This is a genomic window from Sphingobacterium sp. ML3W, assembly GCF_029542085.1.
Taxonomy (GTDB): Bacteria; Bacteroidota; Bacteroidia; order Sphingobacteriales; family Sphingobacteriaceae; genus Sphingobacterium.
The window spans coordinates 598,015-613,954 of record NZ_CP107036.1 but is presented as its reverse complement, the minus strand read 5'-3'; the positions used below and the strand labels follow the sequence as shown (position 1 = coordinate 613,954).

11 protein-coding genes are annotated in these 15,940 nt (G+C 41.5%); 9 read left to right on the top strand and 2 right to left on the bottom strand.

Annotated features, from left to right (window positions below):
• The first annotated feature begins 25 nt into the window (after positions 1 to 25).
• Positions 26 to 844, top strand: a complete 819-nt coding sequence (locus OGI71_RS02525; protein WP_282253723.1) for an alpha/beta hydrolase-fold protein — start codon at positions 26 to 28, stop codon at positions 842 to 844.
• Positions 831 to 1,700, top strand: a complete 870-nt coding sequence (locus OGI71_RS02520) for a DMT family transporter (protein ID WP_282253722.1) — start codon at positions 831 to 833, stop codon at positions 1,698 to 1,700. The genes OGI71_RS02525 and OGI71_RS02520 overlap by 14 nt, the downstream gene beginning before the upstream one ends.
• Before the next feature lie 57 nt (positions 1,701 to 1,757).
• Here OGI71_RS02520 and OGI71_RS02515 read toward each other — a convergent pair whose 3' ends face one another.
• Positions 1,758 to 2,174, bottom strand: a complete 417-nt coding sequence (locus tag OGI71_RS02515) for a hypothetical protein (protein WP_282253721.1) — start codon at positions 2,172 to 2,174, stop codon at positions 1,758 to 1,760.
• 256 nt (positions 2,175 to 2,430) lie between these two features.
• Between OGI71_RS02515 and OGI71_RS02510 the strand changes: the two genes are divergently transcribed.
• From OGI71_RS02510 to OGI71_RS02480, 7 genes are all read left to right on the top strand, one after another.
• Positions 2,431 to 3,603, top strand: coding sequence for a FecR family protein (locus tag OGI71_RS02510; RefSeq protein ID WP_282253720.1), 1,173 nt, complete (start codon positions 2,431 to 2,433; stop codon positions 3,601 to 3,603).
• A gap of 187 nt (positions 3,604 to 3,790) precedes the next feature.
• Entirely contained in the window at positions 3,791 to 7,111 is a 3,321-nt protein-coding gene (locus tag OGI71_RS02505) for a TonB-dependent receptor (protein WP_282253719.1), read from the top strand.
• A gap of 134 nt (positions 7,112 to 7,245) precedes the next feature.
• The gene (locus tag OGI71_RS02500) at positions 7,246 to 8,901 is read left to right on the top strand and encodes a RagB/SusD family nutrient uptake outer membrane protein (protein ID WP_282253718.1); all 1,656 of its coding nucleotides are present in this window, start codon (positions 7,246 to 7,248) and stop codon (positions 8,899 to 8,901) included.
• A 54-nt stretch (positions 8,902 to 8,955) separates the two neighbouring features.
• Positions 8,956 to 10,479: a sulfatase-like hydrolase/transferase gene (locus tag OGI71_RS02495; protein ID WP_282253717.1), complete on the top strand. Its 1,524-nt coding sequence runs from the start codon at positions 8,956 to 8,958 to the stop codon at positions 10,477 to 10,479.
• The gene (locus OGI71_RS02490; RefSeq protein WP_282253716.1) at positions 10,476 to 11,966 is read left to right on the top strand and encodes an arylsulfatase; all 1,491 of its coding nucleotides are present in this window, start codon (positions 10,476 to 10,478) and stop codon (positions 11,964 to 11,966) included. Before OGI71_RS02495 ends, OGI71_RS02490 begins: the two co-directional genes overlap by 4 nt.
• A 207-nt stretch (positions 11,967 to 12,173) precedes the next feature.
• A complete protein-coding gene (locus OGI71_RS02485; protein WP_282253714.1) occupies positions 12,174 to 12,767 on the top strand; it encodes a sigma-70 family RNA polymerase sigma factor in 594 nt (197 codons plus the stop codon).
• 642 nt (positions 12,768 to 13,409) lie between these two features.
• Entirely contained in the window at positions 13,410 to 14,000 is a 591-nt protein-coding gene (locus OGI71_RS02480; RefSeq protein ID WP_223582711.1) for a riboflavin synthase, read from the top strand.
• Between the two features lie 139 nt (positions 14,001 to 14,139).
• Here OGI71_RS02480 and OGI71_RS02475 read toward each other — a convergent pair whose 3' ends face one another.
• Positions 14,140 to 15,939, bottom strand: coding sequence for a chloride channel protein (locus OGI71_RS02475; RefSeq protein WP_282253712.1), 1,800 nt, complete (start codon positions 15,937 to 15,939; stop codon positions 14,140 to 14,142).
• Position 15,940 lies beyond the last annotated feature (1 nt).

Genomic DNA, 15,940 nt, shown 5'->3' with positions numbered 1-15,940 from the left:
CAGTGTAACAATAAATTCTTAAGCAATGAAAATAGTATTCACCCTTCTTTTCCTGGCACTCTTCCTTTCGGTAGATGCACAGCATATCGTCCATCAGCAAGTCTACAGCACCAAGATGCACAAAAATATTGATGCCATCATCGTAACACCTGAAATCCAGGAAGGTGTTCGCTATAGAACCGTTTATATTCTCCATGGTTATAGTGGCAACCCCACAAGAACGATCGAACAGGATATTCCAGCTCTATCCCAAAAGGCGGCGGCTTTCCAAACGATTTATATTATTCCAGATGGAAATTATAACTCCTGGTATGTGGATAGCCCTATTGATACACAGCAACAATACACAACATTTATCGCAGAGGAGCTGGTTGGCTATATCGATCACAACTACCCCACACAGGCAAATAAAACTTCGCGGGGTTTGCTCGGATGGAGTATGGGCGGATATGGTGCATTACATATCGGTGTTGCCTATCCCCAGATCTTTTCCATTGTCGGAAGCTCCTGTGGTGCCATTGACTTTAATCGCTTTGGGAAAGGATATCAAGGCTACCAAGTGAACAGGGTGCTTGGGGAACTAAAAGATTTGTCTCCAAGTTTTCGGATCTATAACAACGTGGATAAAATGGCCCATAGCGGGCAACATTATATTTTGGATTGTGGAACCGAAGATGTCCAAATGCTGGAGATGAACCGATCGCTACACCAGCAGTTAACTGCACAAAATATTGAACATCTTTATATCGAGTCTCCGGGTGGACACGATACCGCTTATTGGAGCAAATCTCTAGCCAATCAATTGGTCTTATTTCATCAGTATTTTGGCTATGAAGGATTATAAATCTATTCTCTACGTTGCCGCTGGTGCTTGCAGCTACGGCCTATTAGCGACCATAGTCAAATTCGCCAATCAACTGGATATCCATACTAGTGTATTGACCTTCTTGCAATTCTTGATCGGCTTTCTATTTCTACTGGTTTTCAATTATTTTTCCCAATCAAAAAAAACAGTACCACAACCACCAAGCTTTGCTGCAAAATTAAAACTAATTGCCTGGGGAACATCACTGGGCCTGACCTCAACGTTGTATTACCTTGCCATACAATATATCCCTGTATCTGTGGGAATTATTCTACTCATGCAATCTATTTGGATAAGTCTAATCGTCGAAGCGCTGATCAGGAAACAAATTCCCTCAAGAGCAAAGATTATGGGAGTCCTTATTGTACTGTTGGGAACAGCTCTTTCAACCAATATCTTTCAGGAAACAAAGATCTTGGACGGTAGAGGTCTTTTATTGGGATTCGGTGCCGGTATCAGTTATGCTGTTGCCATTTTTTCATCCAGCAATATCGCCAATCAGCTGCCGAGTCCTGTTCGAAGCCAGTTTTTAGTACTTGGAGGACTTCTCCTGATCATCGTTTTCTGGAATGTACATATCGTCCAACAAATGACACTACGTGCCCTACCCTGGGGATTGATCATTGCTTTGTTTGGCACAATTCTACCACCGCTATTCTTTACCCGAGGAATCCCTAAGACCGGTATCGCTTTGGGAAATATCATCTCAAGCCTGGAGATTCCCGTCTCCACCATCTCCGCAGTTTTGATACTCCATGAGGCTGTTTATGGAATTCAGTGGGCAGGTATATTACTTATCCTAGTCGCTGTTACCCTTATCAATCTCCGAAATTAAAAATACTGAAAGGTCCTCTATGTTGTTACCTCAAGATGATCACATAAAGGACCTCTTTCAGTTTCCTTTGCTTAATGATCTATTAAATTTATAATGTTCCCATAAAATCAAACCACAGACCGGTACCAATGTGGCTAGTATATGTAAGAGTCCGAATAAACTTGGCATACCATCCGCCACGATAAGAAGATAGGTAAATAGCACAATTGCCGCAAAAGGCAACAAGGTAAAGGATAAGATTACACGAAGGCGGCTGCTTCTAAAGCGCGGATTGCTATTCAAAAAGATCCCCAATGTAAGCAGGCAAATGCACAGAACACTAAATGATAACAGCAATTCAGTAAACAAAGGCATATAGCAACGGGCCCGTTTTGCAGCTTCATTATTAGCCTGAAGTATCGCCGTCAAGATAAAGGTTGTCAAGACACTGAAACCTGTAATTCTTAAGAAAATATAAGCCAATTGTTTTTTCATTCTACGTTCATACCCCTTTTATGTATGCTTTTGTTCTTTATCCTTTAGAACAACAGATTGGTACAAAAGATAAACTGTTCCTAAAGGTGCAAACTAATCCAAAAATTAAAAAGCAACAACAAACATTCGCAGATACAGAACTCATATTTAACTATTTGCAGACAAGATCTGTTCTATTCGAACAGTTAATACAATTTTTTTATTTTTTTACTAAGATTTCCTCTCCATGCTACGTATCTATCTAAAATTATAAACCATGAGGCTAACAGAAGATATCAAGCAACTGATTGTAAAATGCATAAAGGGCAATTTATCGCCTATGGAAAAAAATGCGCTGTCCTCCTGGTTAGCCGAATCCCCTACGCATGGCATTTATCTTGATGATCTGTTGCAAAAAGAAGATCTTGTACGGGATTTGAGACAGCGGATCTCACTGGAGGAATCAGATGCGACAGATTGGTCTGAACGCCTCAAAACAAAAACCCTGGCAACGATCCATACACAAGAGAAACCTATTCGTATCAACAGGATCAGGCGACTTATACCTTATGCTGCGGCCTTATTTTGTATTGTTCTCGCAGGATTAATCTATCAATTTGTTTGGAAGCCTTCGGCGCCCAATACCAACAGAATCGTCCTACATGATGTCGAATTACCGAATAATCATGCTGAAATACGGCTCTCGAACGGAAAAGTAATCCAACTGGACAATGGAAAAGGCGCATTGATCACATCTGGTGGCTTGAAATATGCCGATGGCAGTCTTATTCAATCAATAGTTCCCAATACAGATTTGATTGCGACCGTCAATACAGCAGCTGGAAGCATGCTGCAAATTACCTTGGCAGATGGATCCGAGGTTACTCTTAATGCAAAGACATCATTCAAATACCCCCTACAATTCGCACAAGACCAGAGACTGGTTGAAGTGGATGGGGAAGCTTACTTTAAAATCGCTAAAAATAAAAAAGTTCCCTTCCGTGTAAAGTCCAATGGTCAATTGATTGAAGTAACAGGTACCGAATTTAATGTCAATACCTATTCAAAACAAAAAAGCAGTACGACACTTGTCGAAGGTTCGATCAATTTATCAGCCAATGGGCAGCAAATACAGCTCAAACCCAATCAACAGGCCACCCTGTCATCGGGACGCCTTTCACAAAAAAGCGTAGACCCATACAATTACATTGCCTGGATTGACAATAAATTCTATTTCAATGAGACAGACCTCCATACCGCCCTACAGGTGATTGGTCAATGGTATGATCTCCAGATTATTTATAAAAATAACATCAAAGAGACCTATTTATACGGTGAAATTCAGCGGACTAAAAGTTTATCCGAGGTATTGAAAATTTTAAAAAGAAGTAATATCCAGTTTGAATTGATCCAGGAAGATGGTGTTCGTAAGCTCATCGTATCCAATTAACCCATTATATAACCAAAAACTAAATTATATAGATGAAAAAGCCAACTTAACGAAGCTAATCAGAGCCGCTAAAAAAAAGCCGAATAATGCTTCCAACATTAATCGGCCAATACATTAGCGATCTCCATTTTTGACCGATTCACTCAATCAGTTTACAAACAGATTATATCCCTAATTCAACAAATTTATGAATTTTAAATTTCTTGTTCATAGAAAACCTATCGCTATGGACATACCCAAACAATGGAAGACCAAAATGAAGCTTAGCGCCTTTTTTACGCTTGCATGTGTTGTCAAACTCTCAGCAGCTGGATACGCACAATCTATTACCATAGATGCAAACAAAACATCGCTTATACAGGTTCTGCGAACCATCCAAAAGCAGAGCGGTGTTCCCTTTCTGTTAAATGGTAAGGAGCTCGCCGAAATAAAAATTGAGGGGCATGTAAAGAATATGCCTTTAGAAAAAGCGATGTCAGTACTGTTGAAAGACAAACCCATTAGCTGGAGTTTCAAAGACAATATGCTTGTCGTCACCGCAGTAAAAGCAAATAACTCAGCTGTCATTAGTCCAGCAAACTATGCGTTTATGTTGCAGACAAGGACCGTAAAGGGAAATGTCCATGACAGCCAAGGGCAACCAATCTCTGGAGCGACAATTACACTCAAAGGAACAAGCAAAGCGACCACAACAGATGCCAGCGGAAATTTTCAGCTGGATGTCAATGATCCCAATGCCATACTTGTTGTTAAGATGATTGGATTTCAACAGAAAGAAATTCCCTTAAATACACAAATCTATCTTGATATTACGCTTAATCAACAGATTGACGCCTTGGAAGAGGTGGTGATCGTGGGTTATGGCGCTACGAAAAAAAAGGAATTGATCGGTTCGGTCTCGCAGATTGATGGTAAGCAGCTTGCCAAACGAACGGCTCCCCAACTTGCGCAGGCACTAACGGGACAGATGCCTGGTGTGACAGTGATCCAACGTTCGGGGCAACCCGGTGCGGCCAACAATAGCATACAGATCAGAGGTGTAGGCTCCTTCGGTGCCACCACCGATGCCTTTATACTGGTCGATGGTATTCCAACCAGTTCATTCAATGATATCGACCCCAATGATGTAGCCTCCATCTCTGTTTTGAAAGATGCCTCATCAGCAGCAATATATGGTGCCAGAGCCGCCAATGGTGTTATTCTGATCACCACCAAAACAGGGTCAACAGCCGGAAAATTAGCCGTTAATTATAGCGGATATTTTGGCATTCAAAAACCAACCGCCTTTCCCGAGTTTGTCAACTCCTGGGAATATGCCAGCCTCATCAATGAAACCACAACCGGCGGTGGTGGTTATACTGAAGAACAAATTCAGAAATATAAGGACGGAACCGATCTGGACAATTACCCCAACAGCGATTATATTGGTAGCACATTTAAATCGCAGGCGGCCCAGACCGGACATAACCTGAATATTTCCAATACAACCGAAAAGATACAGTATACCCTATCTGCCGGATTCCTCAATCAGAAAGGTATTGTCATCAAAAACAACTTTAATAAATACAATGTTCGACTCAATCTGATTTCCAAGTTGAGTGATAAACTTAAATTAACGACAAGAGTATCGGCGATACAGACCGACACCGACGAACCCGCAGCACCGGCAACACTTGATTTTTGGCGAATGACTGATATTATCTCCCAGGTTATCCGTTATCCCGCAACATTTCCGATCCGTATGAGCAATGGCGACTGGGGAGCCGGAAATAACCTAAAAGGAACACCAGTCTCTTTTCTTGAAAGCGAATCATTTTACAGAGAGAAAGTGTCCGATATCTCCGGAAATGCACGCTTTGACTGGAATCCAATTTCGGATCTGACACTCTCGGCAATTGGTGGTTATACCCAGACCAATGGTCGTTCCAAACTGTTTCGTGCAGCACAGCGCATTAATAGCTCCATTACCCTTGCTCCTTCTACACTAGAACAGAGCGCCCCCTATACGACATATAAAACCTTTCAGGCATTAGCCGATTATACCAAATCATTCAACGACCATTCTGTTAAAATCCTTGCCGGTTATTCCTTTGAAAAAGGTTATAGTGAAGGACTTACCGCATATCGTCAAAACTTCCCGAGCAATGAGCTTACAGAATTAAATATTGGTTCGCCAGATGGACAAACCAACTCGGGTTCGGCAACCGAATGGGCATTGGAATCGCTTTTTGGCCGAGTTCAGTACAATTACGCAAAAAAATACCTCTTAGAAGGTGTGATTCGATACGATGGTTCATCCCGCTTTCCTACAAGTAAACGGTATGCTATTTTTCCTTCACTTGCTGCGGGTTGGTTGATCAGTGAAGAATCATTTATAAAAGACAAATTCGACTGGATTACTGAGCTAAAATTAAAAGGTTCTTATGGTATTTTAGGTAATCAAAACATTGTGGAGAATCTTACCTCAAGAGTAGTGTCAAATTATCCCTACCAAAATATCTTGAATACGGGGTACAATTATCCTTTCGGAAATAGTATATCACCTGGAGTAGCCCGTGTAAAGATTGTAGACCCAAACTTACGCTGGGAATCCACCCGAACATCCGATGCCGGGCTCGAAATCGCATTATTTAAAAATCTATTGACCTTTAGCAGCACCTATTATAATCGTTTTACCTACGATATTTTAGTCAGCCCCAACTCTAGCGTATCAAAGGTATTAGGCTTTGAAGTTGGTATACAAAACTCTGGAAAACTTAGAAATACTGGCTGGGAATTTACTTTAGGTCATCAAAATAAGATCAATGAATTCTCCTATAACGTCAATCTGAACTTCTCCACAGTCAAGAATAAGGTGGTCGATTTGGGGATTGGTAATATCAACCAGGCCAACGGTATGGTTGGTAATGGATCCGATTTGTTTATCGGCTATCCGATACAGGCTTATTATGGCTATCAGACCGACGGTTTATTTGTTGATGCTGCTGATGTGACATCTTGGGCTGATCAAAAAAGTATTAATCCACAGTCACAACCTGGCGATATCCGATACAAGGATATCAGTGGACCGGACGGTGTCCCTGATGGTAAGGTGGATGCAACTTATGACGGAACGGTTATCGGATCCCGTATCCCAAAATATACCTATGGAATAAATCTTGGATTTAATTACAAGGGCTTTGACCTTGGTCTCCTACTCCAGGGTGTAAGTGGTGTACAGGGTTTATTAAATAACTATGCTGGATTTGCACTAAACCAAAATGGGAATATCCAACGTTGGCAAGCAGATGGCCGATGGACTACCGCAAATCCGGATCGAAATGCCGTGTACCCAAGATTTGAACAATTACCAAATACCGGAAGCCCCAATACACAATTATCGGACTATTGGTTGTTGAATGCCAGCTATATCCGTTTAAAAAATGTACAATTGGGTTATGCCATTCCCAAAAACCTTCTTACTAAATGGAAATTGTCAGGCTTACGCATTCATTTATGCAAATGCTGAGAATATATTTACAAGCAGCAATTATAGAAAAGGTTGGGATCCGGAGATCAATTCAAGTGGGGCATACTACCCCATTATGCGCAATTTCACGTTCGGCGTAAATCTTAGTTTTTAAATCAATTCATAACCATAACATGAAACGTATAACCTATAAAAATATAAAACTGGTCCTTTGTATATTTTTTGCCTCCAGTCTAACCATAAGCTGCAAAAAACAATTGGATACAAACCCGCTGGATAGATTTGCCAATGATACATTCTGGAGCAGCGAGACTAATGCACGGCTTGCAATCACAGGCCTTTACAAAGGTGAAATACAGATGAATAGCCAGGCCGAGTTTAGCCCCTCAGACTGGTGGTCCTACCATGGTTTGCTATACCTTGAGTTTGCCTCTGATAATGCCTATGACCGCCGCGGAGATAATTCAGCCTTCAATAAATTGTCCGATGGCACACTCACCAATAATATCGGTATACTGTCTGACTATTGGACGCTCTCCTACAAACGGATCGCCCGTGCGAATTTCTTTTTAGAGAACGTAGATAAAACACCGATTTCACCCGAACTTCTGACCCGCTTTAAGGCTGAAGCACGTTTTATTCGCGCCTGTCAATACTTCTACCTATCACAGTATTGGGGGGATGCCCCATTGGTGACCAAAACATTAACACCCGACGAAGCCAATCATGTCATCAAAAACAAAAAACAGGAATTGGTTGCCTTTGTCGAACGTGAGTTGCAGGAAGCTGCAAATGATCTTCCAAGCTACGGTAAATTACCCGCAGCAGAACGGGGTCGCGCGACGAAACAAGCCGCTTATGCATTTCTGGGGCGTCTACAATTAGCCGAAAAATCTTACGCCGCAGCAATTAAGACCTACGAAAATATCATCAATGCCAATGAAAATAGTATTGATCCCAACTATACAAGTCTTTTTGATGGCAGTAATGAATCCAGTAAAGAAATCATTTTTGCGACACAATACCTTGTAGACCTTGCCGGAAATGGTATGTTTCAACATAATTTTCCAGCAATAGCCGGTGGCTGGCATCTCCATTGTCCATTGGGAAGCTTAGTGGAGAGCTATACCTTTGCGGATGGAACTCCTTTTTCCTATACTGATCCCCGATATAACGCACAGAATATTACCCAAAATCGGGATCCTAGACTAGGATTCACTGTCATCAGCAACGGGGACCGTTTCAAAAATCTCCGGTATATCTCGCATCCAGATTCAACCCTGTCCATTGACCAGCTCACAACCACCAAGCAAGCAACACGCACGGGTTATGGTCTTCGTAAATTTAACGCTGAAAATTTTAGCGGTAATTTACAGAATTCCGGAACAGATCTTCCTATTATTCGCTATGCCGAGGTGCTATTGAGCTACCTAGAAGCCAAACTCGAAAATGGTGATCCCTTGACGACCGAACTGCTGGATAAAACCATCAATGCAGTTCGCCGACGTGCCAGTGTCAATATGCCTCCTATCGCTGTCGCAAACGCAACTACAGTCCAGACGGCATTACGCAATGAAAGACGTGTGGAACTAGCCTTAGAAGGTATCCGCTATTGGGATCTCTTGCGTTGGGATACAGCCAAAGATGTTTTAAATGGTGATTTCTATGGTGCCGCATTTCCCGATGCCAAAAATATCCGCGTGAAAACAGGTAGTAGCAGAGACAATTATAGTCGCTGGTATGTAACCAAAAAGTCCTTCAGAGCAGGCCAGGATAATCACTGGCCGATCCCCCAAAGTGAAATTGATATCAATCCAAATTTAAAATAGTATATTGGGTGTCGTCAACAAAAAGACGACACCCGATCAACGTATTTGCACAATATGAAAAAGACCCTATCTCTTACGATCCTACTTTCTTTGAGTCTGGCGATGACACTTCCGCTGACTTCATTTGCACAAAAACTGAATAAACCAAACGTTATCTATATCTATGCGGATGATCTTGGCTTTGGTGATTTGAGCAGCTATGGAGCCCAACAGATTGAAACCTCAAACTTGGATAAATTGGCGCACAGCGGTACGCGCTTTACAAATGCACATAGTACCTCCGCAACCTGTACCCCATCTCGCTTTGCTTTGATGACAGGTACCTATCCATGGCGCCAGACGGGTACAGGTATCCTGCCCGGAGATGCCAAGCTGATAGTACCGACAGACAAAATCACATTGCCCAAAGTATTCAAAAATGCAGGCTACGCAACAGCAATTGTCGGTAAATGGCATATGGGACTTGGCAGCGAGGTCAAAAAAGACTGGAATGCAGCCATCAAACCCGGACCTAACGATGTTGGTTTTGATTACTCATTTATCTTCCCTGCAACGGCCGATCGGGTTCCGACCGTTTTCTTAGAAAATGATCGGGTTGTCGCCGCTGAAGCAAACGATCCCATCCTTGTCGATTATGAGAAAAAAATAGGCAATGATCCTACGGGCAAAGAACATCCCGAATTACTCAAAATGCAATCCTCTCCCGGCCAAGGGCACAACCAGACAATTGTCAATGGCATCGGACGGATTGGCTACATGAGCGGCGGCACACGTGCACGCTGGGTAGACGAAGAAGTTTCCACAACCTTTCTACATAAAGCACAAGATTTCATTTCACAACATCAGGATAAGCCATTCTTCCTCTACTTCTGTTTAACGGAACCCCACGTACCACGTATGCCCGCCACACAATTCAGAGGCAAAAGTAAGCTCGGTTACCGGGGAGATGCTATTCTTCAATTGGATTGGACAATCGGACAGATTCAACAACAATTGCAGCTACTGGGCATGGACAAGAACACAATTATCATTTTCAGTAGCGACAACGGTCCGGTATTGGATGACGGCTATGTGGACGGCGCCGTGGCCCAGCTTAATGGACACCAGCCAGCAGGACCGCTCAGAGGTGGCAAATATAGTATCTTTGAGGGAGGGACACGTGTACCTTTTATCGTCAGCGGACAAGGGGTGGCCAAAGGTAAGGTATCCAATGCATTGATCAGTCAAATGGATCTGTTGGCAACAAGTGCGCAGCTCGTAGGTGTAAAATTAAAAGCTGATGAAGCAAAAGATAGCAAGGCCTTATTGAAAACCTTAACCGGCGAAGATCCCAAAGGACGTAGCACGATGATCCAACATGCACAAACCTTGGCTATTGTTAAAGACGATTGGAAATATATTGCGCCAAGCGACGGTACCGCCTATATGAAATTGACGGATACAGAAACAGGAAATCTTCCCGAAGATCAATTATACGACCTCAAAAATGATATCGGAGAAAAAAACAACGTTGCTGCTAAATATCCTGAAAAAGTGACTGAGTTGAAACAGTTATTGGAAGGAGAACGCAAAAAATGAAAAAAGGAATAGGTCTTACCCTCATCCTACTGGGATGGGGGATGCTTTTTGCACAACAAAAACAAGTGCACAAAAAACAGCCCAATATCATCTTTTTTTATGCGGATGACTTGGGCTATGCCGAGACAGAACCTTACGGACAACAGCTGATCAAAACCCCCAACCTGCAAAAGTTGGCGCAAGAGGGACTTCGTTTTATCAACCATTACACCAGTACACCAGTCTGTGCCCCAGCGCGCTGCATGTTATTGACAGGTAAACATGGTGGTCAGTCCTATATTCGGGGTAATTATGAATTGGGCGGGTTTGCCGATAGCTTGGAAGGTGGACAAATGCCCCTGCCCGAGGGAACCTACACCATGGCTCACCTATTTAAAAAAGCAGGTTATCATACTGGCGCTATCGGAAAATGGGGGCTAGGCATGCAAAATACAACGGGAAGTCCCAACAAACAGGGATTTGACTACTTCTTTGGTTACCTGGACCAAAAGCAGGCTCACAATTACTATCCAAGCCATCTTTGGGAAAACGAGCAAAAATATCCACTCCAAAACAAAGAAAAGTTTGTGCATATTCCACTCGACTCCACCAAAGCAACAGCCAAAGATTTTGAGCAATTCAGTGGCAAACAATATGCCCCTGAAATTATGACGGAGAAGGCATTGGCATTTATTGATAAGAACCGAAACAGTCCTTTCTTCCTCTATCTTCCGTACACCTTACCCCATCTTTCTTTACAGGTACCCCAGGAATATGTGGATCGGTATAAAGATCTTTTCCATGACCATCCTTACTATGGGCAGGATGGCTACACGGCCACTCCTTATCCAAGAGCTACCTATGCAGGCATGATCACTTATCTGGATGATCAAGTGGGCCTGATCATGGAACATATTAAATCCCTGGGTCTGGACGACAATACCATTATCTTGTTTTCCAGCGACAATGGAACTGGTTTCAACGGTGGTATAGATTATCGCTTTTTCAAGAGCGTCGATTCACTCAGAGGGTTAAAAATGGATGTGTTTGAAGGTGGAATTAAAGTTCCATTGATCGTCCGTTGGCCCAAAACAATCAAAGCAAACACCGAGACAGCTGTCATCTCAGCACAATATGACCTGATGGCCACCTTTGGACAGTTGGTCCAACAGGATCCCGGTAATACCAATGGACTGTCCTTGTTGCCAACCTGGTTGGGACAAAAGAACCAAAAAAAACACCAATATTTATACTTTGAGTATCCCGAAAAGGGTGGTCAGGTTGCCATACGTGAGGGACAATGGAAGGCAATTAAACTCGATTTAAAAAATAATCCAAAAGCAAAATGGCAATTGTATGATCTAGAAACGGATCCCTGGGAGCGAAAGGATATTGCGAATAAACACCCCGAATTGCTCCGTCATTTTGATGAAATTATCCTTACTGAACACCGTCCCGCACACATAAAAGAATGGGAAATCATAGACAGTAAGCTAGTAAAAAAATAAATTTTTCCGGATCTCATTTATTCACCGTTAAAAAACTTGGGTTGTTATGCTTTCAAGCATAACAACCCAAGTTTTTTATGTAACTTCGTTGTTAGTATCTATGTTGGGAGGCTGCCCGTAAATATCCTATTGAACAACAATAAAGGCCATGATATCGGTCATTATGTCCATCTTAGGGCAATGAAAGAAAAATATTGATAACCAAACATGCTTCAACTAGAGTCGCATATTAACGCATTAAAAGAGGGTAATGAAAGCGCATTGTGCTTTTTCATGGACCATTTTGGCCATGCGCTACGTTATTTTGCGTTTTCCTATCTACGCAGTAAAACCGATGCTGAAGAAATTGTATCTGATATCTTTGTCAAGCTCTGGAATCACAGAGAGAAAGTGGACAATTACGATAGCCTCAAAGCATTTTTGTATATCGCCACAAAGAATGCCTGTATCGATATGAAAAGATCGGCCCGATTTAAAATGCAGACCGAAGAATTGGATATCCTTCAGAATTTATCCCTACCCGAGGACGATATTCTAAAAAAAATATTTAGGACAGAGCTAACGGAGCTATTACTGGCTGAAATCGATAAACTACCAAAACAGCAGGCTAAAATATGTAAAATGAGCTTTTTGGAGGATTTAGATACCGAAGAAATCTGTAAGGTACTGGACACTACCCCATCAAATGTCTATTATGCACGTTCCAAGGCACTCCTTGCCTTAAAAGAACGCTTCAGATCCAAAAATTTCGAATACCTTCTGCTCATCTCAATGTCCGCTTTACATATTTTCAAAAGCTAAAAAAATCAATCTATTCCGGTAACAGCATATCGTATAGTTATACCGAAAAAATAAAGTTTTCATACTTCCACAAGCAGCAACAGCTATGAAAATCGAATAAGTATACACTCTGGCCAATAAACAGCGCGTAGCGAGCTTATTCTTAATTTAAAAAAATACGAACCAATAAAAAAACAGGCAATTCAAAAAAAGAAATGATCGGGCAGAATGAAAACATAATCAACTGTAAAACAGCATATTACTGCAAAATAAAAAAAGCTTAGCATTTGGTCGGGCGACCTGCTAAGCTTTTATAAATACCTCTTTGTAAGAGGCAATCAACCTAAACCTATGACAAAGATAATGCTTCAAATGATATAAACAAAAATTTTGTAATATTTTTTTTCAATTCCCATAAATTTGTTTTGGCATAGCTACGACAAAAGGAATAGTAAGTGTACTATATACACACAATCTTTTTGCTATTTTCAGAAGCCGTTTTTTTAGCATACTATATCAAAGCAGATTCTATTACAGTATTTATCCCTTCCATGAATTATATTTACCATAAGTTATTCTGTCATTCATGCGTCGATTTTGTTGGCGAAAACCATGTTTAATTCGATTATTTAGTAACTTTGATTGAATCAAAAATTTTAGTGTATGTTTACCGGAATCATAGAAACCTTAGGAAAAATCGAACGTATTGAACACGAAAAAAGCAACATTCATTTTTATGTGAGCTCCCCGATCTCCAATGAATTTAAAATAGATCAGAGCGTAAGCCACAATGGGGTATGTCTGACCGTTGTTGGACTTGATGATCAGGTACACAAAGTAACAGCGATTGATGAGACCTTACAGAAAACGAATCTAGCACAGTTGAAAGTTGGAGACCTGGTTAATATCGAACGCTGTACCTTAGCCGGTGGAAGATTTGATGGGCATATTGTCCAAGGTCATGTCGATCAGACCGCAACCTGTATACAGAAAACCGATGAAAATGGTAGTTTTATTTTTACCTTTCAATACGATCCTTCCAAACAGAATATTACAGTAGAAAAAGGATCCATTACCGTTAATGGTATTAGTCTGACAGTGGTAGATTCTCGTGATGACCAGTTTTCTGTTGCAATCATTCCTTATACACTCGAACATACCAATCTTCAACAGGTTGAAGTAGGTACGACAATCAACCTTGAATTTGATATTATTGGAAAATACGTGACAAAAATTATGGCCATGCGTGGCTAATTCAGCCCAAACTATACTTACATGGATTTTACCACCTTTAAGTCCATGTAAGTATCTGGTCAATAAACGATTTCCCACCAACCATCTATCCGAGAACATGATTGTACTCCAGATTATGTTTACACCAATCCAGATCCGTTTACTCTAAATAATGTCCCTGACGGATAAGTAACGCCCGATATTTATTAAAAACACTGGACTTGGACACAAAGCCCATATATTTATTTTCATCCCCAAGTACCGGTAATATCCAGGTGTCATCTTTGTTCATCTTGGCCATCACAATTTCCATATTCTCGTTGATCCCTACTGTATCGTTTGGTTTCTGTGCCAATTTTTCAAATGGAGTCTCCCCCCCTTCGACCTCTCCTAACAGCACCGAGAATAAAAATTCGCTATAGAGAAGCCCCATAAATTTACCTTCATAACTCACCACCGGAAAAATATTACGTTTACTGTGGATAATATCTGACTGCCTACTTTTAGGCGTTTCATCGGGTCTCAGAATCACAAAATTGGTTTCCAGAACATATTTAATCCGCATCATACTCAAGACGGAGCGGTCCTTATCTTCGTAAGAAATGAGATCACCTGATTCGGCTAATACTTTTGTATAGATCGAATGCTTCAATACCGCGCGATTAATCAAGTAGGAAAGTGAACAGACCAACATCAGGGGTACCATTAAGGTATAGCCTCCTGTGACTTCTGCAATTAAGAAGATACCCGTCAACGGTGCATGCATAATACCACTCAGCGCACCTGCCATACCGGCAACTACAAAATTTGGGACGTTAAGCTCCGCAATACCGGTCAGATTGACCCCATAAGAAAAGGCAAAGCCTAATAGGCCGCCCATCACCAGACTCGGTCCAAACACCCCGCCGTTTCCGCCTCCATTCAACGTAAATAGTGCAGCAAAAGATTTACCAAATAAGGTCAAAATGGTATAACCCAACACCACCAATCCCATATCTTTATAATCAGAAAACAAGCTGTTTTTTACAATTGAGTTAAATTGTCCATTGAGAATCTGCTGGATCGTAATATACCCCTCACCATAAAGTGCTGGAAATACGAAAATCATAATCCCTAAGGATATTCCGCTTACCCATACTTTGTTATAGGGATTCTTTATTTTAGCAAACCATTTTCCTACCGAACTGGATACACGGGCAAAATAGATGGTATACAGTCCAATCAATACCGCCAATAACAAATAAAATAACAAGGCAGAAACCTGCCAATCCGAATTGAACGTACTAAATAGCGGCTCACTGTACAAAAGCCGCGATACAACGGACGCCAAGGCCGAAGAAATCAAAAGTGGAATAAAAACCGGAATGGAGAATTCCGGAAGCAATATCTCAATCGCAAAGATCATTCCAGCCAAAGGGCTATTAAATGCGCCCGAAATTCCTGCTGCCGCACCACAGGCTAAAAGCATCGTGACTTCCTTATATTGCAGACCAAAAAAACGGGCAATATTAGAACCTATCGACGAGCCCCCTAATGCCACGGGAGCCTCCAATCCACAGGAACCTCCAAATCCAACCGTAATCGCCGAAGTGACGACCTGCGAATAGATATTACTTGGGTCCAATCGGCTTCCCTTTCGGCTGATGGCATAGATAATCGGGGTGATACCATGCTCCATCTTCTTTCCTTTCAGAAATTTCCGAACAAAAAACACACTCAGTAAGATCCCGATCAACGGGAAAATCAAATAAACCGAATATTTAACCTTCCAATCAATATCATCCTGGATTGTGGCCGCAATAAAATGCGTTAGTCTTTTTAATACAGACGCCATCAGACCGCCAACAATTCCAACTAAAAAGGCCAGGAGAATAATAAAGTTTCTGTTCGAAACTTTTTTCATTCGCCATTGATTGATCTGATCTATCTTCTTAAAAAAACGTACACTGAGATTTGCCATG

Excerpts from the sequence above, each read along its gene's own strand:
- OGI71_RS02525 (WP_282253723.1), top strand. The coding sequence starts at position 26 with ATGAAAATAGTATTCACCCTTCTTTTCCTGGCACTCTTCCTTTCGGTA.
- OGI71_RS02520 (WP_282253722.1), top strand. The coding sequence starts at position 831 with ATGAAGGATTATAAATCTATTCTCTACGTTGCCGCTGGTGCTTGCAGC.
- OGI71_RS02515 (WP_282253721.1), bottom strand. The coding sequence starts at position 2,174 with ATGAAAAAACAATTGGCTTATATTTTCTTAAGAATTACAGGTTTCAGT.
- OGI71_RS02510 (WP_282253720.1), top strand. The coding sequence starts at position 2,431 with ATGAGGCTAACAGAAGATATCAAGCAACTGATTGTAAAATGCATAAAG.
- OGI71_RS02505 (WP_282253719.1), top strand. The coding sequence starts at position 3,791 with ATGAATTTTAAATTTCTTGTTCATAGAAAACCTATCGCTATGGACATA.
- OGI71_RS02500 (WP_282253718.1), top strand. The coding sequence starts at position 7,246 with ATGAAACGTATAACCTATAAAAATATAAAACTGGTCCTTTGTATATTT.
- OGI71_RS02495 (WP_282253717.1), top strand. The coding sequence starts at position 8,956 with ATGAAAAAGACCCTATCTCTTACGATCCTACTTTCTTTGAGTCTGGCG.
- OGI71_RS02490 (WP_282253716.1), top strand. The coding sequence starts at position 10,476 with ATGAAAAAAGGAATAGGTCTTACCCTCATCCTACTGGGATGGGGGATG.
- OGI71_RS02485 (WP_282253714.1), top strand. The coding sequence starts at position 12,174 with ATGCTTCAACTAGAGTCGCATATTAACGCATTAAAAGAGGGTAATGAA.
- OGI71_RS02480 (WP_223582711.1), top strand. The coding sequence starts at position 13,410 with ATGTTTACCGGAATCATAGAAACCTTAGGAAAAATCGAACGTATTGAA.
- OGI71_RS02475 (WP_282253712.1), bottom strand. The coding sequence starts at position 15,939 with ATGGCAAATCTCAGTGTACGTTTTTTTAAGAAGATAGATCAGATCAAT.